19 protein-coding genes are annotated in these 21,345 nt (G+C 72.1%); 13 read left to right on the top strand and 6 right to left on the bottom strand.

The features are described from left to right. Positions 1-7: 7 nt before the first annotated feature. Positions 8-1,285, bottom strand: coding sequence for a serine--tRNA ligase (gene serS / locus HNQ07_RS07305; RefSeq protein ID WP_184110309.1), 1,278 nt, complete (start codon positions 1,283-1,285; stop codon positions 8-10). Further along, on the bottom strand, positions 1,285-1,575 hold the full coding sequence (gatC, locus tag HNQ07_RS07300; protein ID WP_184110308.1) for an Asp-tRNA(Asn)/Glu-tRNA(Gln) amidotransferase subunit GatC: 291 nt from the start codon (positions 1,573-1,575) through the stop codon (positions 1,285-1,287). Before gatC ends, serS begins: the two co-directional genes overlap by 1 nt. Positions 1,576-1,706: 131 nt before the next feature. Between gatC and HNQ07_RS07295 the strand changes: the two genes are divergently transcribed. Beyond that, on the top strand, positions 1,707-2,474 hold the full coding sequence (locus HNQ07_RS07295; RefSeq protein ID WP_184110307.1) for a flagellar hook assembly protein FlgD: 768 nt from the start codon (positions 1,707-1,709) through the stop codon (positions 2,472-2,474). Between the two features lie 247 nt (positions 2,475-2,721). Continuing rightward, positions 2,722-3,939, top strand: a complete 1,218-nt coding sequence (locus HNQ07_RS07290) for a toxic anion resistance protein (RefSeq protein WP_184110306.1) — start codon at positions 2,722-2,724, stop codon at positions 3,937-3,939. A gap of 139 nt (positions 3,940-4,078) precedes the next feature. On the opposite strand, the gene HNQ07_RS07285 is transcribed toward HNQ07_RS07290, so the two are convergent. The 3 genes from HNQ07_RS07285 to HNQ07_RS07275 are packed head-to-tail and all read right to left on the bottom strand — an operon-like array spanning position 4,079 to position 7,465. Next, positions 4,079-4,918 carry a carbon-nitrogen hydrolase family protein gene (locus HNQ07_RS07285; protein ID WP_184110305.1) on the bottom strand — a complete coding sequence of 280 codons (840 nt, stop codon included), beginning with the start codon at positions 4,916-4,918 and terminating at the stop codon, positions 4,079-4,081. Between the two features lie 25 nt (positions 4,919-4,943). Next, positions 4,944-5,303 carry an ArsR/SmtB family transcription factor gene (locus HNQ07_RS07280; RefSeq protein WP_184110304.1) on the bottom strand — a complete coding sequence of 120 codons (360 nt, stop codon included), beginning with the start codon at positions 5,301-5,303 and terminating at the stop codon, positions 4,944-4,946. After that, the gene (locus HNQ07_RS07275; RefSeq protein WP_184110303.1) at positions 5,300-7,465 is read right to left on the bottom strand and encodes a heavy metal translocating P-type ATPase; all 2,166 of its coding nucleotides are present in this window, start codon (positions 7,463-7,465) and stop codon (positions 5,300-5,302) included. Before HNQ07_RS07275 ends, HNQ07_RS07280 begins: the two co-directional genes overlap by 4 nt. Positions 7,466-7,760: 295 nt before the next feature. Between HNQ07_RS07275 and HNQ07_RS07270 the strand changes: the two genes are divergently transcribed. Then, positions 7,761-8,684, top strand: coding sequence for an Ig-like domain-containing protein (locus HNQ07_RS07270; protein WP_184110302.1), 924 nt, complete (start codon positions 7,761-7,763; stop codon positions 8,682-8,684). A gap of 50 nt (positions 8,685-8,734) precedes the next feature. Here the strand turns inward: HNQ07_RS07270 and abc-f are convergent, their stop codons facing one another. Next, positions 8,735-10,618, bottom strand: coding sequence for a ribosomal protection-like ABC-F family protein (gene abc-f / locus HNQ07_RS07265; protein ID WP_184110301.1), 1,884 nt, complete (start codon positions 10,616-10,618; stop codon positions 8,735-8,737). 57 nt (positions 10,619-10,675) lie between these two features. On the opposite strand from abc-f, the gene HNQ07_RS07260 reads away from it, so the two are divergent. From HNQ07_RS07260 to HNQ07_RS07215, 10 genes are all read left to right on the top strand, one after another. Then, positions 10,676-12,244: a FecR domain-containing protein gene (locus HNQ07_RS07260; protein WP_184110300.1), complete on the top strand. Its 1,569-nt coding sequence runs from the start codon at positions 10,676-10,678 to the stop codon at positions 12,242-12,244. After that, complete coding sequence (locus HNQ07_RS07255; RefSeq protein ID WP_184110299.1) at positions 12,228-13,694, top strand: CHASE2 domain-containing protein; 1,467 nt, start codon at positions 12,228-12,230, stop codon at positions 13,692-13,694. The genes HNQ07_RS07260 and HNQ07_RS07255 overlap by 17 nt, the downstream gene beginning before the upstream one ends. 57 nt (positions 13,695-13,751) lie before the next feature. After that, positions 13,752-14,645, top strand: a complete 894-nt coding sequence (gene pdxY / locus HNQ07_RS07250; RefSeq protein WP_184110298.1) for a pyridoxal kinase — start codon at positions 13,752-13,754, stop codon at positions 14,643-14,645. Positions 14,646-14,753: 108 nt separating this feature from the next. Next, positions 14,754-15,110: a hypothetical protein gene (locus HNQ07_RS07245; protein ID WP_184110297.1), complete on the top strand. Its 357-nt coding sequence runs from the start codon at positions 14,754-14,756 to the stop codon at positions 15,108-15,110. Positions 15,111-15,236: 126 nt separating this feature from the next. Beyond that, positions 15,237-15,851 carry a hypothetical protein gene (locus HNQ07_RS07240; protein WP_184110296.1) on the top strand — a complete coding sequence of 205 codons (615 nt, stop codon included), beginning with the start codon at positions 15,237-15,239 and terminating at the stop codon, positions 15,849-15,851. A gap of 96 nt (positions 15,852-15,947) precedes the next feature. Beyond that, positions 15,948-17,126 (top strand): phosphopentomutase, encoded by a 1,179-nt coding sequence (locus HNQ07_RS07235; protein WP_184110295.1) that lies wholly within the window; start codon positions 15,948-15,950, stop codon positions 17,124-17,126. After that, a complete protein-coding gene (locus tag HNQ07_RS07230; RefSeq protein WP_184110294.1) occupies positions 17,123-17,791 on the top strand; it encodes a DUF3108 domain-containing protein in 669 nt (222 codons plus the stop codon). The genes HNQ07_RS07235 and HNQ07_RS07230 overlap by 4 nt, the downstream gene beginning before the upstream one ends. 108 nt (positions 17,792-17,899) lie before the next feature. Then, a complete protein-coding gene (gene hisD, locus HNQ07_RS07225; protein ID WP_184110293.1) occupies positions 17,900-19,228 on the top strand; it encodes a histidinol dehydrogenase in 1,329 nt (442 codons plus the stop codon). Between the two features lie 259 nt (positions 19,229-19,487). Then, complete coding sequence (locus HNQ07_RS07220) at positions 19,488-20,357, top strand: DUF4394 domain-containing protein (protein WP_184110292.1); 870 nt, start codon at positions 19,488-19,490, stop codon at positions 20,355-20,357. Positions 20,358-20,493: 136 nt separating this feature from the next. Further along, a complete protein-coding gene (locus tag HNQ07_RS07215) occupies positions 20,494-21,318 on the top strand; it encodes a phosphodiesterase (protein ID WP_184110291.1) in 825 nt (274 codons plus the stop codon). The last annotated feature ends 27 nt before the right edge of the window (positions 21,319-21,345 follow it).

Below are 21,345 nucleotides of genomic sequence, written 5' to 3'. Positions count from 1 at the left end.
CGCCGCGTCAGTGCACCGGCGTGCCCAGCACCTCGCGGCCGCCCAGGTAGGGGCGCAGCGCCGCCGGCACGCGGATGGTGCCGTCGTGCTGCTGGTGGTTTTCCAGGAACGGTACCAGGATGCGCGGCGTGGCGATTCCGGTGTTGTTCAGGGTGTGCGCGTACACCAGCTTGCCGTCCTCGTCGCGGTAGCGCAGGCCGGTGCGCCGGGCCTGCCAGTCGCCCAGGTACGAGCACGAATGCGTCTCGCGGTACACCTGCTCGCTGGGCACCCACGTCTCGATGTCGTACATCAGCACCTTGCCGGCGCCCATGTCGCCGGTGCAGTTCTGCACCACGCGGTACGGCAGCTCCAGCGCCCGCAGGATCGCCTCGGCGTTCTCCAGCAGCGCGTGGAACCACTTCAGGCCCTCGGCCTCGTCCGCGCGGCAGATCACGTACTGCTCGACCTTGCGGAACTCGTGCACGCGGATCAGGCCCCGCACGTCGCGGCCCGCCGAACCCGCCTCGCGCCGGAACGCGCCGCTGATCGCCGCGAAGGTCATGGGAAGCTGCTCCAGCGTCAGCTGTTCGCCCGCGTACAGGCTGTTGACCGGCACCTCGGCCGTGCCGGCCAGCATCAGCTCGTCGCCGTCGAGCTTGTACACGCTTTCCTCGTCGCCGGGGAAGTGCCCGGAGTGCACCAGCGTCTCGGGGCGCACCAGCGCGGTGGTCGACAGCGGCGTGAAGCCCCGCTCCGCCAGCGTGCTCATGGCGAACATCTGCACGGCCATCTCCAGCAGCGCCCCCTCGCCCTTCAGGAGGTAGCTGCGGCTGCCGGACACGCGCGCCACGCGCTCGAAGTCGCTCCAGTCCTGCTGCTCCAGCAGCTCGACCTGATCGAGCGGCGTGAAGTCGAAGGTGGGCAGCGTCCCCTCGCGGCGCAGTTCGACATTGTCGCTGTCGTCGCGGCCGACCGGCACGCTGGGGTGCGGGATGTTCGGCACGCGCAGCAGCAGTTGCCGCAGCTGTTCCTCGTGCGCCCGCAGGGCCGGTTCGAGGGTGCGGATCTCCTCGGCCAGGTCCTTGCCCTTCTGGATCAGGGCGGGCCGCTCGTCCGGCGCGGCGCGCGGCACCAGCTTCGCGTTCGCGTTGCGCTCGGTCTGGAGGGCCTCGACGCGCTGCTTGACGCCCAGCAGGTCGCGGTCGAGGGTCAGCAGGTCGTCCAGATCAAGAGGCACGCCCTTGACGCGGATGGCCTCCTTCACGGCGCCGGCGTTTTCCCGGATGAACCTGAGATCGAGCATCAGTCCTGCTCCACCGTGCGGGGCACGCGCACCTGACCGGCCTGCATCTCGGGTGCCAGGGCCTCCACCACCGAGCGGGGGAAGACCTCGCCGGGCACATCGTCGCGCAGCACGTTCACCAGGGACACCGGGCGCTGCATCTCCTCCACGCCGTCCACATCCACCCCGTTCAGGAGGTCGAAGTAGCCCAGGATGCGGGCCAGGTCCGTCTGCATGTCCGCCCGCTCCTCGGGGGTGAGTTGCAGCCGGGCCAGGGCCGCCAGGTGGTCGATCTGCGCCGCGTCAATCATGACGGGAAGTATAGGGGTCACAGCCCGGCCGGCTCCACGCGGGCGCGGTACACCGCCGCGCGCCACTCTGGATGTGCTCTTCCGTCAGGTGTCCTCACCCAGCGTCAGCCGGGGCGCGTCAGGGTAGAAGCATGAAGCGAGCCCTGCTGACCCTGTCCGTGCTCACCCTGGCCGCCGCGCCCCTGACGGGCACCGTCCTCGCGCAGTCCACGGCCGCCAGCGCGTATCCGTCGGGGTACACGCGCGCGCAGCTCGACGCCGCAGTGCCGCTGCTGGACGGCCTGAAGACCCTGCAGTCCAGCAGGCTGGACCTCACGCAGGGCCGTGTGGTCGCGGTGGGCCTGTCGGCGGTGGACCGCCTGACGCTGCTGGTGCGCCTGCGTCAGGCGAACCTGCCGACCGGGATCGTGGATTACCAGGTGGGCACGGCCGCCGATGCCGGCGCGACTCCCCCGGCCCCCACCACGCCGGCCACCGGCACCCTGCCCAGCGCGACCACGCTGCCCGCGGCGGGTTCCCTGCTGGCCCCGACCCTGCGCCCCGGCCTGAGCGGGCCGGCGACCCTGCGCGCCGGGCAGGCGACCACGTGGAGCTTTACCCTGACGAACTCCGGCACGGCGGCCGTGAACCTCGCCCACGGGGCCTGCGACGTGCGCTTCGAGGTGATCAGCGCGGCCGGCGAGATCGTGCGGCCTGACCCCAAGGACACGCTGTGCACCATGCAGATCGTGAACACGTCGGTCGGCGTGGGCGAGACCAGCGAGGTGCAGAAGATCCGCTGGGACGGCCGCGGCGCGGGCGGTCAGGTTCTGCCCGCCGGGACGTACACCCTGCGCGCGGTGTTCAGCGGTGCGGGCGCGTACAGCACTCCGGCCACACTGAAGGTGACGCTCCAGTAACCCTCCAGCTGCACGCATGTGATCTTCACGTCCCTCCGCGCGGTCATCGTTGCGCTCCAGCCGCCTGACCTGCATGGTCTTCCCCGTGCCGGGCAGGCCAGGCATCAGGTGAAGGGTGAGCGCGGTCGTCCCAGGCCCACGCACCGTTCGGCAGGTGGCACGGCGGCCGTGTACCAACCGCCCGACCACTGCCGATCCGCCTTTTTTCGGATGCAACCGTTCATGAACACGCGGCGTAATGGGGAGCATGAGTGACGCCCCCGGCCCGCTGACCCCACCCGAGTCCATGCTGAAGGCGCCGGACGCCGTGCCGGGCGTGCAGCCGCAGCAGGCCCCGGAGATGATGCCGCTCTCGGACGAGGACCGCGCGCGGCTGGACACCATGGCCCGCGCCTTCGCGGAGGACGTCCTGACGGCCGGCACGCACACCCCGGAGTTCAAGCGCAAGCTGGACGCCGTGCACGACCTGGGCCTGCCCGAACAGCGCGCCGCCGCGCAGAGCAGCAACCGCATGCTCGACCGGCCGCTGCGCGCCACCCGCGTGGGCGCCCTGGCCGAGGGCAGCGACATCCTGAAGGGTCTGACCGAGCTGCGCCGCACCGTCGAGGGCCTCGACCCCAGCCGCGCGCCCACACCCCGGCGCTTCCTGGGCATGCTGCCCGGCGGGAAGAAGGTCCAGAACCACATGGACAAATACCAGAGCGCGCAGAGCCACCTGAACGGCATCCTGGAGGCGCTGTACCGCGGGCAGGACGAACTGCGCCGCGACAACGCCACCATCGAGACCGAGAAGGTGCACCTGTGGGAGACCATGCAGAAGCTCCGGCAGTATGCGCACGTCGGCAAGGCGGTGGACGAGGCCCTGACCGGCCGGCTGGCAATCCTGCAGATGACCGACCCCGAGAAGGCCCGCATGGTCAGCGAGGAACTGCTGTTCGCGGTGCGCCAGCGCGTGACCGACCTGCTGACCCAGCTCGCCGTGAGCATCCAGGGCTACCTCGCGCTCGATCTGGTGCGGCGCAACAACCTGGAACTCATCAAGGGCGTGGACCGCGCCACGACCACCACCGTCAGCGCCCTGAAGACGGCCCTGATGGTCTCGCAGGCGCTGGGCACACAGCAGGCCGTGCTGGGGCAGGTCACGGCGCTGAACGACACGACCGGCAGGATGATCGGCTCCACCGCCAAGCTGCTGCGCGAGCAGAGCACCGAGATCCAGCGCCAGGCCGGCAGCGCCACCGTCGATCCGCAGATCATCCAGAACGCCTTCCGCGAGGTCTACGGCGCGCTGGACGCCATCAGCTCGTACCGGCAGCAGGCGCTGGAGCGCTTCCGCGACACCATGCAGGTGCTGGACAAGGAGGTCGGACAGGCGCAGACCTACCTCGACCGCGAACGCCAGCAGGTCGCGCGGGAACTCGCGCAGGACCTGAACGTGACCCCGCAGGGCGAGCTGAAGATCTGACAGCGGTGCTCCGTTCCGTTGATGGGCCAAATGCCGCCCATCACCTCCACTGCGACCGCTGTCTATGGCGGCCACTCGCTCTGCTCGCCCCACATCAGTTGGGGGGAAACCCTTCAACTGATGTGGTTACCGCTGTGAGTCAGCGGCACGTCCGGTCGGTGCTGCGCGGGTCGTCCAGCTTCCGCGTGTCGTAGCGGGGGTCGGTCTCCACGCTCGCGCGCCACGGCCGGGCCTTGGTGAGCGCGATGTCCAGCTCCGGTGCGGCCCGGTCGAGCGTGTGGATCACGACGCCGTGCGCGCCGGGCACCTCGGCCACGATCTCGCCGCGCGGGTCGATCACGCCGGAACGAAACAGGTGGTCGGTCTCGGTCACGCTGGACACGCTGATCCAGACGTTGTGGATGGCGGCGTACGCCCGCGCCTTGACCAGGAAGATCGAGTCCACGGGGTAGGTGCTGAGCAGCACGGCGTCCACGCCCAGGCGGTCGTACTCGATGAACAGCAGAGGGAAGTTGATCTCCACGCAGATCACGCAGCCAAAGCGCCAGCCGTCCACCTCGAACACGGTGGGTGCGTGGCCGGGGGTGTAGAAGCGCGTCACCTCGGTGTAGGAGCAGCGCCGCTTGTCGTAGCGGGTCACGATCTCGCCCCCATCCGAGATCACGTACACGCTGTTGTGCGGCCAGCGCGGCGGCGTCAGGGAATGCGCCGAGCCCAGCGCCACCCACAGGCCCAGGTCGCGGGCGAGGGCGGTCACCGCGTCCAGTTCCCCCCGCACCACGGCCCAGTCCACCTCGGCCCAGTCCTGGATCGGGTTCTTCGCGTAGCCGGACAGCACGCCCTCCGGAAAGTGGATCAGCCGCGCGCCCCCGGCGGCGGCATGGCGCATGGCCGCGCGGACGTTGTGGCCGTTGATGCGGGCGTCCCCGCTGACCGGCAGTTGCGCGGTGGCGAGGCGAAGGGTGCGGGGGGACGTCATGGCCTCCACTGTAGGCGGCCCGGCCCTACTCGCGGACGTGGTCGAGGGCGCTCTCGATCAGAGCGGTGACGTGCGCGTCGAGCAGGCGGTAGTACACCGTGCGGCCCACCTTGCGGGACGCGACCACGCGGTGCCCACGCAGCAGCCGGAGCTGGTGGCTGGTGGCGCTCTCACTGATGCCCGCGACCACCGCCAGGTCGCACACGCACAGCTCGCCGGTGTGCAGCGCGCCCAGCAGCCGGAAGCGGGTGGGGTCGGCCACGACCTTCAGCAGGGCGGTGGCGGCGTCCACGGTGGCCGGGTCCGGCAGCGCGGCGCGGGCGGCGGCGACGGCCTCCGGATGGGTGCACGTCACCTCGCACGCGAGGTCGTCGGCCACCGTCATGCGCGGCTCCGCGGAGCCCAGCGCAGCAGCCGCAGCGCGTTCGCGGTGACGATGGCCGTGGCGCCGGTGTCCGCCAGGATCGCCATCCACAGGTTGGTGTAGCCCAGCAGCGTGGTGACCAGGAAGATCGCCTTGAGTCCCAGCGCGAAGGCGATGTTCTGGCGGATGTTCCCCATGGTGGCGCGCGACAGGTGCACGAGGTCGACCACGCCCTGCACGCGCGGGCGCAGCAGCGCGGCGTCGGCGGTCTCCAGCGCGACGTCCGTGCCGCCGCCCATGGCGATGCCCACGTCCGCACGGGCCAGGGCGGGCGCGTCGTTGATGCCGTCCCCGACCATCGCCACCGGGCCTGGCAGCTCCCCGACGAGCCGCAGCTTGTCCTCCGGCAGCAGGCCGGCGCGCACGTCGAGCGTCAGGGGGGCAGCGACCGCCCGGGCGGTGCGCTCGTTGTCGCCGGTGAGCAGCACCGCCCCGATGCCCAGGGCGCGCAGGGCGGCCACGGCGGACGCGGCGTCGTCGCGCAGTTCGTCCCGCAGGGCCAGCAGCCCCAGCGCGCGCGTTTCGTCGTGCAGGACAACGGCCGTGTGCCCGTGCTCCTCCAGGGCACGGATGTCGGCGTCCAGCCCGGCCAGCGGCACGAGGGTCGCGGCGTGCGCGGGCGCGCTGACGCTCAGCACGCGCCCCTCCACAGTGGCGCTCACGCCCCGGCCGGGCAGCGCGCGGGCGTCCGTGGCGGTGGGCACCGTCAGGGTGGCGGCGCGGGCGGCCGCCACGACCGCGGCGGCCAGCGGGTGGCTGCTGCCGCTCTCGACGGCGGCGGCCAGGCGCAGCACCTCGGTCTCCGGCATCTCCAGGCCACGCACCCGCGTCACCGTGGGGGTGCCGGCGGTCAGGGTGCCGGTCTTGTCGAAGGCGACGGTGCGGACGCTCCCGATGGCCTCCAGCGCCGCTCCGCCCTTCACCAGCAGGCCCCGGCGGGTGCCCGCGCTGACCGCGCTGGTCACGGCGGCCGGCACGCTCAGCACCAGCGCGCACGGACACCCGATCAGCAGCAGCGCGAGCCCCTTGTACAGCCATTCGTGCCACGGCTGTCCCAGCAGCAGGGGCGGCGCCACCGCAACCAGCGCGGAGACGAGCACCACGGCTGGCGTGTACACGCGGCTGAAGCGGTCGATGAACCGCGCCGTGGGTGCCCGGCTCCCCTCGGCCTCCTCGACCATGTGGATGATCCGGGCGATGGTGTTGTCGGCGGCCGCCCGCTCGACCTGCACGCGCAGCACGCCGTCGGCGTTGATGCTGCCGGCGTACACGGCGTCTCCCACGGACTTCACGACGGGCACGCTCTCACCGGTCACGGGGCTGTCGTCCACACTGGACGTTCCCTGCACGATGCGCCCGTCGGCCGGCACCCGCGCGCCGGGATTCACCTGCACCACCTGACCGATCTGGAGCGAGTCGGCGCCGACCTCGTGGGTATGCACGCCGTGCACGAGCAGCGCCGTGCGCGGCGTGAGGGCCGTCAGTGCCCGGATGCCGTCGCGCGCCCGGCCCGCGGCGACGCCCTCCAGCAGTTCGCCCACCGTGAACAGGAACACGACCACCGAGCCCTCGGCCGCCTGCCCGATCAGTACCGCGCCGACCGCCGCGAGCGTCACCAGCGTGTTGATGCCGAAGGGTTCGCCCAGCCGCGCGCCCGCGTACGCCCGCCGCGCCAGGGGAAAAACGCCCACCAGCGTCGCCACGACGAACGCGGCGGTGGACAGCGCCGGGTGGACGAAGCCCAGCAGCCACGCGAGCACCAGCAGCGCCCCGGAGAACACGACCAGCCGCCCCGCCGGCGTGGCGAACCACGCACGCGCCGGGGCCGCCTCCGGACGCCCGGGCGCCGGCACTCCACCCGGCAGGGGCAGCGCCGCCACGTCCGGCTGCCCCCGCAGGGTGGGCACGTACCCCAGGGCGCGCAGGTTGCCCTCCAGAGTCGCGCGGGACGTGCGCGACTCGTCCAGGGCCACGCGCAGGGTCTGCTGCGTGAAGCTGGTCTGCACGTCGCCCGTGCCGGGCAGGCGCTCCACCATCGCCTCGACCTTGCGCACGCAACTCGCGCAGTCCATGCCGTCCACGAAGTAGGTCAGCGGCGCTGTGGGAGACGGGGAAGCAGGCATGCCCCAGAATACCTGAGCTGTTACTCAGATAACAGTGGCCTTTAGGTTCGAGTCAGCCACCTTTAGCGCTTCTCATTGTGAGGATGCAGTGCAGCCGGACACTACCGGGATTTATCGTGTCCCAGTGGGCATCAGGCGCCCTGTCAACGCCTCTGGCAGGTGCCCACCGAAACTAAACGAACCGTGGCGCCGCCTTTCACGTTCCGGTAACGGTCATCGGCACACAGTAGGGACGGTCAATCCGATCACCATTCATCGGCCATTTCCGCCCTCTCTCAGAAAGGTTCGGTATCCCATGCTGCATTCCAACACGCTCCGCCGCTCCGCCCTCGCCGTAGTCGCCGCCACCCTCTCCATCGGCATGATGGCCTGTAACAAGACCACTCCCCCGGCTACGAACAGCGTGACCGCCGTCAGCGCCACCGCTGCCAAGACCACGCTGGCGATCGGCGAGACCACGCAGGCCACTGCCACCGTGACCGTGACTGGCAGCGCCGCCAAGACCGTCACGTGGACCTCTGACAACGCCGCGGTCGCCTCGGTCAACGCCTCGACGGGCCTGATCACCGCCAAGACCGCCGGCACCGCGAACATCTCTGCGTGCTCCACGGTTAGCGGCTTCACCACCAAGTGTGGCAGCGTCAAAGTGACCGTGTCGGCAGCCACGAGCACTGGCCCCACTGCCGCGTTCAACGTGCAATTCACAGCTGCTGGCGCGCCTGTTGCGGCCAACTTCACAGCTGATAGGGGCGCAGCATTCAACGGCACCAGCGGTTGGGTCACGGAAGCAACCGCCAACAGCGCGACTCCGACGGCCCTGCCCATGGCCTCCGCCACCCGCTACCGCGACCCCTCAGACACAGCAAACATCGTTCAGGGTCTTGCTACCGAGAAGTACGGTCTCGTCCTGCTGCACTGCACCACCTGCTCGAGCAGCACTGAAGCTGGTCCTGCCGCCTGGGAATACAAGGTCAACCCCGGCAAGTACGATGTGGAGGTCAGTGTTGGCGACGCCGACAAGCGCAACACCGACAGCAATTACGTGATCAATGTTGAAGGCGTCAAGGTGCTCGGCCCTGTCGCCCCCACCGCAGGCCAGATTGTGTCGGCCACCAAGACTTCTATTCAGGTGAACGACGGCTTCCTGACCGTAGACTCCATCGGCGGCACAAACACCAAGATCAACTACATCAAGGTGACTCCCTCCGCCGTTCAGTAACCTCTGGTTCTCACAGCGCCCCTACCTGGGGCGCTGTTTTCGTTATACCTTTACCCGCCTTTCGCTTCGACCTCGGCCTGTTTGTCGCTCCACGCGTGCATCTTGAGTTCCAGCCGGGCCTCAAGGTAGTGGGCGGCCCGGCCCAGCGCGGCGTAGTCGGCGTCCGCACCGGCAGCGCTCAGGGCCGCGTGGGCGGCGTCCAGTTCGGCTTCCAGGGCGGCGATATCGGCTTCCAGGGCCTCGACCTCGCGTTTCAGGTGCCACAGGCCCTTGCCCTTCGGCGTCGCCGGCACGGTCTGGGAGCGGGGCACGGCGGCTTCGGCGTTCCGCTCCGCGGCCGTGCGGTGCTTGGCCTTGTAGTCCTCCCAGCCGGGGTATTCGTAGAACTGGCCGTCCTCGATCAGCCAGATGCGGTCCGCGAGACCCTCGATGAAGGCGCGGTCGTGGCTGACCATCATCAGGGTGCCGGAGAAGTCGTCCAGGGCAGCCTCGAGACTCTCGACCATCTCCATGTCGAGGTGGTTGGTGGGCTCGTCGAGGACGAGCAGGTTGTGGTCCTCCTGGGCGAGCTTCAGCAGGGCCAGCCGCGCGCGTTCGCCGCCGGACAGGATGCGGGCGGGTTTGTCGTGCTGGTCGTAGGGGAACATGAAGGTGCCGAGCAGATCGTGCGCGTGCGGGTCTTTCTGCACATAGCTGCGGGCGACGTCGTAGAGCGTCTGGTCCGGCTCCACGCCGCGCAGTGCCTGGTCGTAGTACCCGACCGTGACGCGCGCGCCGGTCAGGACCCGGCCGCGCGGATCGTCGCTGGCGTCCATGCCGAGCAGGGCGCGCAGCAGGGTGGTCTTGCCGGCGCCGTTGCGCCCGATGATGGCGACGCGGTCGCCCTGGCGCACCTGCACGCTGACGTCCTCGAACAGCGTGCGGCCCCCGATGCGGCGGGTGATGTGCCGGGCGTCCAGCACCACCTCGCCGCTCTCGGGCGCGTGAAAGACGATGCGGGTGGTGCGCTGCTCGGGGGGCGGGGCGGCGGTCGCGCGCGCCTGCATGCGGTCCACGCGGGCCTGCATCGCCTTGGCGCGGCGGGCGAGTTTGCTCATGCCCAGGCCCCAGATCTTCATGCGGTCGGCGCTGGCCTGCAGGGACGCGACCTGCCGGGCCTCGATGGCGTGCCGCGCGGCCTGCTGTTCCAACTCCGCGGTCAGGGTCTCGCGGAAGGTGGTGTAGTTGCCGGTGTAGACGCGCACGCCGCCGCCCCGCAGGTACGCGGTCTCGTTCGTGACGGCGTCAAGGAACGCGCGGTCGTGGCTGATCAGCAGCACCGCGCCGGGGTAGCGGCTCAGGAAGCCCTCCAGCCACTCGACCATCACGATGTCGAGGTGGTTGGTGGGTTCGTCGAGCAGCAGCACGTCGGGGTTCTCGACGAGCAGCGCGGCGAGCCCCAGGCGGGTGCGTTCCCCGCCCGAGAGGCTGGCGACCCCGGTCTGCTCGCGGCCCCGGAAGCCGAACGCCAAGGTCACGGCGTCCTTGCGGCTGCGGCGCTCGAAGCCGCCGCGGCGCTGGTAGTGCTCCAGCACGGACTCGTGGTGCAGGATGCTCTCGGGCGTACCGCTGTGCATGGCCTCGGCGGCGGCCGCGAGTTCGGCCTCGAGCTGGTCGAGGTCGTGGAAGGCCGCGTCCAGCACCGAGTCCACGGTCGCGCCGGCGGGAAAGGTCGGGTCCTGCTGCAGAGCCCGCACACGTACCCCCGGCGAGCGCCGGACGGTGCCCCCGTCGGGCACGAGGCTGCCGGTCAGCAAGCGGAACAGCGTGGTCTTGCCGGCGCCGTTGCGGCCCACCAGGCCCACGCGGTCGCCGGGCTGCACGGCGAAAGTCACGTCCCGGAGCACGCTGAGCGGCCCGTACTCTTTATTGGCGTCCTGCACGGCAACAAGCACGCCCCCGATTATACGGTGCCCACCCCGAGTGTCAGATTTTTCTCGTAAACTGCGGTGATGAGTGCCCGCGCCGCTCTGCCCATCCGCCGTGTGCTGCACGTGGCGGTGGTCGGCGCGGGCCTGCTGGCCCCGGCTGCCGCTCAGGGCGCGGACACGCCGCTGGCGCTGGTGCAGGCCCAGGGAGGGCTGGAACTCCAGCAGGCGGGCGGCAGCTGGAACCCGCAGGCCGGACCGGCCCTGGTCAGCACGGCCCTGCGCAGCGGCGCCGGGCGGGCCACGCTGCGTGTGGGCGCGGCCGGGCAGATCGTGATGGGCAGCGCGTCGCAGCTGCGGCGCTTCCGGGACGAGGCGGACCTGCTGCGGGGCCAGTTCCTGCTGCGTGGACCGGTGGCGGTGCACGTGCAGGGGCAGCATCTGGTCATGGACGGGCCGGGGCGGGTGCGGGTGGACCTGTCGGGCGCGACGCGGCGGGTGGCGGTGCTGCAGGGCGCGGTGCGGCTCGACCTGAGCGGGGGGCTGGTGGAGGTGCGGGCGGGGCAGCAGGTCGCCCTCCGTGACGGCGAGGTCACGGCGTTCCAGGAGAGCGATCCGTGGTACGACGCGCAGTTCCGCGGCGAGGGCGACGCCGTGGTCGAGGCGACGCGCGGCGCGGTGCGGCTGGGCGGCACGCGGCCCACGCAGGCGGCCGTGGTGGGCGACGTGCTGCGCGCCGGCGACACGCTGAACACCGGGGCGGCGGCATGGGCGGAGATCGGGTTCACGGGCGGCGGCTACCTGCGCCTGAACGAGCAGAGCGAACTGAACGTCCTGAGCGTGGACCGCACCAGCCGGGGCCGCGAGGTGCTGCTGCGCCTGGCGCGCGGCACGGCATGGAACGTGGTGCAGCGCGGGCAGGGCGGCTACCGCATCGACACGCCGGTCGTGAGCACGGCGGTGCGCGGCACGGTCTTCCGGGTAGACGCCGCGGGCCTGGTCAAGGTCTTCGACGGGCAGGTCGCGCTGCCCAGTCAGGGGGACGCGCCCGTCGCGGCGGGGCAGCAGCGCCCGCCGGCCGGCGGGGTCTCGCCCCTGACGCTGGACGCCGTGGACGAGTTCAACCGGGCGCTGGACGCGCAGCGCGGCGCGCCGCTCACGCTGGACGTCGGGCCGCGCGCCGTGAGCCTGCCGGACCTCGCGGTGCAGGCCCGCAGCCAGCCGGGCGCCGGCCTGAGCGTCACGGTCGCCGGCCGCACGCTGCCGCTGAGCGCCCAGGACAGCGAGTACCGCCTCGCGCAGCTGGAAGACCGCCTGCCCGAGGGGCTGTACCGCGTGCGCGTGACCGCCCGCCGCGCCGGGCAGACGCTGACGCGCACGCAGACGGTCTACATCGACCGCACGCCGCCCGTGCTGAGCGGCGTAACCGTGCAGCGCGCGGGCGAACTCCTGATCGTGAGCGGCCGGGTGCAGGACGCCAGCCCGGCCCGCGTGACCGTCACGGTGACCGCCGGCACGCGCACGGTGCGGCACTTCGTGGACGGCGCGGCCGGCGCGTTCCGCTGGCTGCTGCCGGCGGGCGGCGCGGCCGGTCCCGTCACGCTGACCGCCCGGGACGCCGCCGGAAACGAGGACCGTGCGCTGGTCCCCTGAGCGGTCGCTGGCCGCGTTCACCGTGCCCGGCGCCGCCGTGCTGGCGGCTGCCCTGGCACTGGCCGCGCCGCAGAACGACCGGCTGTGGGATTCCCTGAACCGCACGCTGCCCGCGCCGGCCGATCCGCGGGTCGTGGTGGTGGGCATCGACGCGGCGTCCCTGCGGGATTACGGGCGGATCGGGTCGTGGCCGCGTGACCTGTACTCGCAGGCGCTGCGCACGCTGAACGAGGCCGGCGTGAGCGCCATCGGCGTGAACGTGCTGCTGAGCGACCCGGCGGTGGGCGACGACCGCCTGCGCGCGGTGTTCAGCCGGCCCAACGTGGTCCTGGCGACCGCTCCGGGCGACCCGGACCTGCCGCCCCGGCCGGGGTGGACATCCCCGACCGGCGTGAGCGCCCTGAACATCAGCTCGGACGGCGTGGTGCGCCATTTCCAGACCGCGTACCCCGCCCAGGACGCTGGCCTGGTGCCCAGCTTCGCCCGGCAGGTGGCGGTCGCGGCGGGGCGCAGCGTGCCGCTGGACGACACGCCCCGGCTGCTGCGCTACCGCTCGCCGGACCCGCAGCACCTGCCCGCGATGTCCTTCCGGGACGTGGTGAACGGCAACGTCCGCTACGGCGACCTGCAGGGCAAGGTGGTGATCCTGGGCCTGACCGCCGACGGCCTGGGCGGCCCGGCCGTGCGCGACATCTCCGGGCAGGACGTGCCGGCCGTGCAGATGCAGGCGCGCGCGGTGAGCAGCCTGCTGGACGCGCCCTTCGTGCAGCTGCACTGGAGCGTGCTGCTGCTGCTGGGCGTGGCGTGCGCCGTGGGCGCGGTGCTGGCGCGCGGCCTGTGGGGCTTCGCGCTGGCGGCGCTGCCCCTGGCCCTGGCGGTGCCGCTGTGGCTGGAGAACGTGCTGCTGCCCGGCACCACGCTGTCGCTGTGCGCGATCGTGGGCACGGCGCTGGTCATGGCGGAACGCTGGTGGAACCTGCGGAACCTGGGCATGCGCGATCCCCTGACCGGGTTCGGCAACCGCGTGGCCTTCACGCGGGCCGTCGAGCAGCGCTGGCAGGGCCGGCAGGACCGCCCGCTGGGGCTGGTGCTGGTGGACCTCAGCGGCTTTCGCAAGGTGAACGACGCCTACGGGCGCGCGGCGGGCGACGACCTGCTGCGCGACCTGTCCGCCCGCATCGGGCAGCACCGGCGCCGCGGCGATCTGCTGTTCCGCTGGGGGCCCGACGAGTTCGCGGTGCTGCTGGACAACGCCGGACCGCAGGAGCTGGCGTCCATCACGCAGCGCATCCAGGCGTCGCTGGACGAGCTGAGTTTCCGCGACGTGCCCCTGCGCGCGTCGGTCGGCGCGGCCCGCACCGGCCCGGAGATCGGCTCGCCCACCGAGCTGGTCGAGGCGGCCAGCCGCAGCCGCTACCGCGTGAAGTACCAGCGCCTGCAACGCGGCTGAGCCTGCGCCCGGCCCCGGGGTGGGAGCCGGCGCGTGTCCCGGCGTATGCTCCGGGCCATGACCACCGCGTCCGATCTGCCGCGCAACCTGCTCAGCATCCAGTCGTGGGTGTCCTACGGCCACGTGGGGAACGCCGCGGCGATGTTTCCGCTGCAACGCCTGGGCTTCGAGGTGTGGGGCGTGCACACCGTGCAGTTCTCGAACCACACCGGCTACGGCGCGTGGACCGGGCAGGTATACGCGCCGGACGGCGTGGCCGAGCTGCTGGACGGCATCGAGGCGCGCGGCGTGCTGGGCAGCTGTGACGGCGTGCTGAGCGGCTATATGGGCTCGGCCGGCACGGTGGCGGCCGTCGTGGGCGCGGTGCGGCGGGTGCGGGCCGCGAACCCGGCGGCGCTGTACTGCTGCGACCCCGTGATGGGCGACGTGGGCCGGGGCGTGTTCGTGCACCCGGACCTGCCCGCCGTGATCGCCGCGCAGGCGGTCCCGGCGGCGGACATCGTCACGCCGAACCAGTTCGAGCTGGAACTCCTGACGGGGCACGCGGTGGCGTCGCTGCCGCAGGCGCTGGACGCGGCGCGGGCGCTGCGCGAGCGGCTCCACCCGGACGGCCCCCGCATCGTGCTGGTCACCAGCCTGACCCGCCCGGACGCGCCCGAGGACACCATCGAGACCCTGGCACTGACCGGCGAGGGCGCGTGGGTGTGCCGCACGCCGCTGCTGCCGCTGGACCCGCCGCGCAACGGCACGGGCGACGCCATCGCCGCCCTGTTCTTCGGGCAGTACCTGCGCACCGGCCGCGCCGACGAGGCCCTGTCGCTCGCCATGAGCGCGCTGTACGCGGTGCTGGAGCGCACGCACGCGGCCGGCACCCGCGAGATCCAGCTGATCGCCGCCCAGGACGAGCTGGCGCAGCCCACACGCGTGTTTCCGGCCGAGCCGCTGGCCTGAAGAACCTCCGCGGTTCCTGGCACATTCAGCGCGGCCCTGACCCACGACACGCCGGACCCTGCCGCACCTGCCGCATGTGGCACAGGGCGGGTGCCCTACGCTCGGCGCATGTCCACTGAACGCTGGACCGCGCGGCGGCTGATCCTCCGGCGCCTCCTGACGCGCGGCGTACTGCTGGCGCTGATCGCAGCGGGAGCGGGCCTGGGGCTGGGCTTCGTCCTCGGTGGACACACGCTGCGGGCGGCCTTCGACGGCCTCAACTGGGCCAGCTTCGCCCTGTTCGGACTGTCGGGGATGTTCGGGGCCGGGCAGATCCGGCTCAGTCCCATCGACCCGGTGGTGCTCAGCAGCGGGGCCGGCAGGGTGCCGATCGAACCGCTGCCGTGGGAGAGGATCGTCGTGTGCGTGCTGGCGGGCCTGATCTGCGGCGGCCTGACCTTCGTGGAACCTTCCCTGCTTCCCTGAGCGCCAGCCGGACCGCGCCTCACCTCCCTCCCATGAGGAGACGGTCTTGGGCGTATCAGGGTCAGTCAAAGGCCACTTTCAGGGCCTCTCACGGGGCAGTTGAGCTGCCGCCGCAGAGTGTGACCTATGAAACACATCATGTTCCCGACCGCTGCGGCTGCCGACGCCTTCCTGGCCGATGTCCAGTCCATGGGCGCCACCCTGGGCAGCGCCACCTACACCCGCCGCGGCAGCGACCGCACGGTGACGGACAGCACGCTCGACCGCGGCGCGGTCGCCGGTGACGCCGAGGCCGGCGCCGAGGACGCCGGGGCAGGCGCCGTGAAGGGCACGGGCGTGGGCGCCGTGGTGGGCGCCGCGGCCGGCTTCCTGGGCACAGCCGGCGCCGTTGCGGCCGGCGTCGCCACGGGCGGTCTCGCCGTACCCGTGATCCTGGGCTTCGCCGCGCTGGGTTCCGGCGTGGGCGCGGCGGTGGGCGCCACCGGCGGTGCCATGGGCATCGACGAGAACGCCGACGGCCGCACGGCCGACACTGGCACGGACTACTACTCGGCCAGCGACGACCACTACGACCGCATGGACTCCACCGTGAGCGGCGGCGGGCGCGTCGTGGCGGTGCAGGACCCGGTGCCGGCGGACGTGATGGCCGCGGCGACCCGGCACGGTGGCGAGGTCGTGGACGCCTCGGACAGCGTGTCACGGCTGGACCGTGGCATCGACACCGCCTCCGGCACCCGCTGACCTTTCCCACCGCGCCCCCGGCCGACTCCGCGCCGGGGGCGCCGGCGTGGTGCGGCGCGGGCGACGACGGCCGGACGCCTGCCCTAGACTGGACGCATGCTACTGAGCATCGTCGTGCTGGATTCTGTGGGGGTCGGCGAACTGCCGGACGCCGCCGCGTTCGGCGACCAGGGCGCGCACACCCTGAACCACACGCTGGCGGCCGCGCCCGAGGCCCTCCCGAACCTGTCCCGGCTGGGCCTGGGGCACATCCCGACCGTGCAGACGTCGCCGGACACCGTGCTGGACGTCCCTGCCGAGGGGGCCTACGGGCGCCTGCGCGAGGTCAGCCCCGGCAAGGACACCAGCACCGGCCACTGGGAGTTCATGGGCGTGCAGCTCCAGCACGCCTTCCAGGTCTTCCCCGAGGGCTTCCCGGCGCGGATCATGGACGCCTTCGACGCCGCGACCGGCCGCGGGCACCTGTGCAACCGGCCGTACTCCGGCACGGACGTGATCCGCGACTTCGGGCCGGAGCACATGGCCACGGGCTGTCCCATCGTGTACACCAGCGCCGACAGCGTGTTCCAGATCGCCGGGCACGAGGACGTCGTGCCGCTGGACACGCTGTACGCGTGGTGCCAGGTGGCCCGCGACCTGTTGCAGGGCCCGGACGCCGTGGCGCGCGTGATCGCCCGGCCCTTCCGGGGCGAGTTCCCCTTCGAGCGGGCGAACGAGCACCGCCGCGACTTCAGCCTGACGCCGCCGCCCACCGTGCTGGACGCGCTGAAGGCCGCCGGCTGCGCGGTGGTGGGCATCGGCAAGATCCCGGACATCTACGCGCACCAGGGCTTTACCGAGGAGATCCACACCGACGACAACGCCGACGGCATCGCCAAGACGGTGGCCCGCGTCCGGCAGGCCGCGCAGGACGGCACGCACGGCCTGATCTACACGAACCTGGTGGACTTCGACTCGAAGTTCGGCCACCGCCGCGATCCGCAGGGCTATTCGGCGTGCGTGGCGCGCTTCGACGCGGCGCTGCCGGAACTGCTGGACGCCCTGCCGGAGGGCGGCGCGCTGCTGGTCATCTCGGACCACGGCAACGACCCCACGTGGCACGGCACCGACCACACGCGCGAGTACGGCCTGCTGCTCGCCACGCGCCGGGGCGGCGCGCGGGGCGTGGACCTGGGCGAGCGGCAGACCTTCGCGGACGTGGGCGCGACCGCCGCCGAGGCGCTGGGCGCTGCGTGGACCGGGCCGGGTGAGAGCTTCTGGACACGCCTCGCATGACACCGGTGCCCGACCCGGCCGGCGAGGGCAGCGGCGTCCGGCCGGGTCCCGAGTCGTTCTCCATGACCCTCACGCTGGGCGGGCGCTACGCGGGCGAGCAGCACTGGACGCTGACCCCCGAGCGCAGCGCCGTGGTCGCGCGCGTGCAGACGGACTTCGGCGGGGTGCTGCCGGACATCCGCCGCCAGCAGACCAGCCGCGTGCACCCCCGCACCCTGCACTCGCTGGGCTACGCCGAGGGCGATGGCCGGGGCGGCCGGGCCACCTTCGAGACGACCTTCGACCGGCGCAGCGGCCTGGTCACGCTGCGCCAGGGCCGTGACGAGGCGAACCTCCCCCTGACCACCGAGTACCACGACCCCGTCAGCCTGCTGCTGTGGCTGCGCGCCCAGGGCGCGGACGGCCCCGAACGCGCGCACGCGCACCTGACCGGCGGGCGCGTCCTGATCCAGCGTCTGCCCGAGACCGAGGTGGGCGGCGAGCCGGCCATCGGGTACTTCCTGCGGCCCGGCAACGCGTACGTGTACGTGCAGGCCGCGCCCCCGCACCGCCTGCTGCGCCTGATCCAGCCGACCGATTTCGGCCCGGTCGAGGCGAATCTGGACGCGCAGGTCAGTGGGACACGCCGTCCGGAACGTCCCGAACGCCGCCGCCGCCGCCACTAGGCCGCTCGCGTATGCGGGCCGCGCCTCACCATCAGCCAGTCGAACGGCCGGACCGAGGCCAGACTGTGCCGCTTCCATTCGACCGTTAGCCTGCCCCCCGGAGTATTCATGCAAGTTCTCGAAGGCCCTGCCGCCCGCGCCGCCCTGACCCGCTCCTTCAACGAGATTCCCGTGCCGGACGCCGTTCTGGCACGGATCGAGGCCACCTTCGGGGAACAGCTCAGCCCCGAGCAGGTGGTGCTGCGCATCCTCGCGGACGTGCGGGACCGCGGCGACGACGCGCTGCGCGAGTGGACGGAAAAACTCGACGGCGCCCGCCCGGACGCCCTGGCCGTGAGCGCCGACGACATCGCGGCGGCCGCGGTGCCGGACGACCTGCACGCCGCGGTCCGCACCGCGATCACGCGCGTGCGGGCGTTCTACGCGCAGCAGCCCGCGCACGGCTTCCTGACCCACGGGCCGGAGGGCGCGCTGGGGCAGCTCGTGCGGCCGATCGGGCGGGTGGGCGTGTACGTGCCGGGCGGGCTGGCGCCGCTGATCAGCACCCTGATCCACACGGCCGTGCCCGCGCAGGTGGCGGGCGTGCCCGAGATCGTGGTGACCACGCCGCCGGATAAGTCGGGCCGCGTCCACCCCGCGATCCTGGTGGCGGCGCGGGAACTGGGCATCACGCAGGTGTACCGCGTGGGCGGCGCGCAGGCCATCGGGGCGCTCGCGTACGGCACAGCCAGCATTCCGGCGGTGGACAAGGTGGCCGGACCGGGCAACCTGTTCGTGGTGATCGCCAAGCGGCTGGTGTACGGCATGACCGGCATCGAGAGCCTGCCCGGCCCGACCGAGACTCTGGTGATCGCCGACGACAGCGCCGACGCGCGCTACGTGGCAGCGGACCTGCTCGCGCAGGCCGAGCACCTGGGCGCGGAACCGGTGCTGGTGTCGACCAGCCGCGAGTTGCTGGTGCGCGTGCAGGCCGAACTCGGCGGGCAGCTCGAGGCCTTGCCGGAACCCAACCGGGGCTGGGCGCGCGACTCGGTGCTGTCGCGCATGAAGGTGGTGCTGGCCGCGGACCTCGACGAGGCGCTGGAGCTGTCGAACGTGTACGCGCCCGAGCACCTGTGCCTGCTCACGCGCGATCCGTGGAGCCTGCTGGGCCGCGTGACGCGCGCCGGGGGCGTGTTCGTCGGGGAGCACTCCATGGAGGCGCTGGGGGACTACGTGGCCGGCCCCAGCCACGTGATGCCGACCGGCGGCACCGCGCGCTTCATGAGCCCGGTGAACGTCCGCGACTTCCAGACCATCATCTCGGTGGTGGGCGTGAGCGAGGACACGCTGCGCCGCGTGGGTCCGGCCGCCGTGACGCTGGCCCGCGCCGAGGGCCTCGAAGCGCACGCCCGCGCCATCGAGAGCCGCCTGCCGGACGCGTCCCGGGAGCCCTGAGCCGCCGCCACCTGGTGCCCGGTTCAGGGTCCACATGGCCCCGCAGGTGAGGGCACACGCGGGCCGCAGAACCTTCTGGACTCGCCACGTCCACCCGCGAGACCTCCCCTGATCATGAACTGACCCCAAAGGTGCGCTGAGGCCCTAACATCTTTGCTTCAGGCCCACATGAAATACAGGTCATCAGGAGCTCAACCGTGCCCGAGCGGGCTGGCAATCACCAGCCCGGCGTGGCCCCCTGCTCCCAAAGGATAGCCACATGAAAAACACTGCCCTGCTGGCCCTGCTGTCTACCCTCGCCCTCGCTGCGTGCAACCAGCCTGCGACGACCGTTCCGGTGGCGCCGGCTGGACAGGTCGCCTATGGCCTGACCACCAGCGGCAAGATCGCCACCTTCGGCATGGACAACCCCGGTGCCAGCCTGACCAGCGTCGCCGTGAGCGGTCTGGCCAGCGGCGAGGCCCTGGTGGACATCGACGTGCGCAACACGGACAACCGGCTGTACGGCGTGACCAGCGCCGGCAAGGTCTACGTGATCAACACCACCACCGGGGCCGCCACCGCCGACGGCGCCACGGTGACGGGCGCCAGCGTCGTCGCGGCGGACTTCAATCCGGTCGCCAACCGCCTGCGCGTGATCGGTCAGGGTGACCTGAACTTCCGCGCGACCCTGTTCAGCGCGCCCGTTCCCGCGACCTCCGCGGCCGGCACCGTGACGGCCGACGGCACCTTCGCCTTCACGAGCGGCACAGTCAACCCGAACCTGGCCAGCGCGGCCTACACGAACTCGTTCGACAACAGCGCCACGGGCGCCGTCACGGCGGGCACCACCACCGCCCTGTACTCGGTGGACGCCGACAGCGACGCGCTGATCCAGCACTCCACGAGGGCCACGGACGCCGCCGGCACCTTCAACGGCCTGACCGTCGTGGGCGCGCTGGGCACGAACGTCAGCGCGGGCACGACCGGTTTCGACATCGCTGGCGCCAGCAGCGCGTACCTGAGCAGCGCCTCGGGCAGCAGCACCACGCTGTACAGCGTCAACCTGACGACCGGCGCCGCGACCAGCAAGGGCACCCTGAGCGGCACTGCCCTGACGTCGCTGGCCCTGAAGCTCGCCCCGCAGTAACGTTTCCGGCACCCGCACCCCCAAGCAGCACCTGCGCCCCTGGCCCCCGCCGGGGGCTCATTCGTGGCAGCAACCGGGCGCGCGCGGGCGCACAATGGAGACCGTTTCCACCCCTCCTCCTCCACCGAGGTGTGCCATGCTCATTGCCCAGCTCAGCGACCCGCACGTCGACGTCACGCGTCCCGGCAAGGCCGAGGCCCTCGCGCGGGCGGTGGCGCACCTGCGCGCGCTGCCCATGCGGCCGGACGCCGTGCTGATCACCGGGGACTGCACCGAGCACGGCCGCGCCGACGAGTACGACACCTTCGAGGCGCTGACCGCACCCCTGGACATGCCGGTGTACGTGGTGCCGGGCAACCACGACGACCGCGCCGCGATGCTGGCCCGCTATGGTCACCTCGGCACGCAGCGCCTGGACGGCTTCCTGCACTATGTGGTGGACGACTTTCCGGTGCGCCTGATCGGCCTGGACACCCAGCGGCCGGGCTCCGGCAGCGGCGAGCTGTGCGACGACCGGCTGGCGTGGCTGGCCGACCGCCTGGCCGAAGCCCCGGATCGCCCCACCCTCCTGTTCATGCACCACCCGCCGCTGACGAGCGGCCTGGACGTCATGGACGCCATCGGGCTGCGCGGCACCCAGCGGCTGTGCGACCTCGTGCGCGCGCACCCGCACGTGAGCCGCGTGGTGGCCGGGCACGTGCACATGGCCCTGACCGCGGGCTTCGACCACAGCACCGTGATGACGTGCCCTGGCACCGACCACACCTTCCAGCCGGACCTCACCCAGCCCGAGCGGCTGGTGCTGCAATACCAGCCGCCGGTGGCGCTGCTGCACCGCTGGAGCGAACGCACCGGGCTGCTCAGCTTCACGCACCTGCTGGAAGACCGGCCGTGGCTGACCCTGCACGACGGCCGGCAGTGGGCGCCGCCGGAACCCGACACCGGTCTGCCGTTCCGCTGAGGGAAGGCCCGCACGTCCGCACGTGAC

The organism is Deinococcus metalli (assembly GCF_014201805.1).
Classification (GTDB): Bacteria; Deinococcota; Deinococci; order Deinococcales; family Deinococcaceae; genus Deinococcus; species Deinococcus metalli.
The sequence above is the reverse complement of the archived record's forward strand: the minus strand, read 5'-3'. Positions and strand labels throughout refer to the sequence as shown.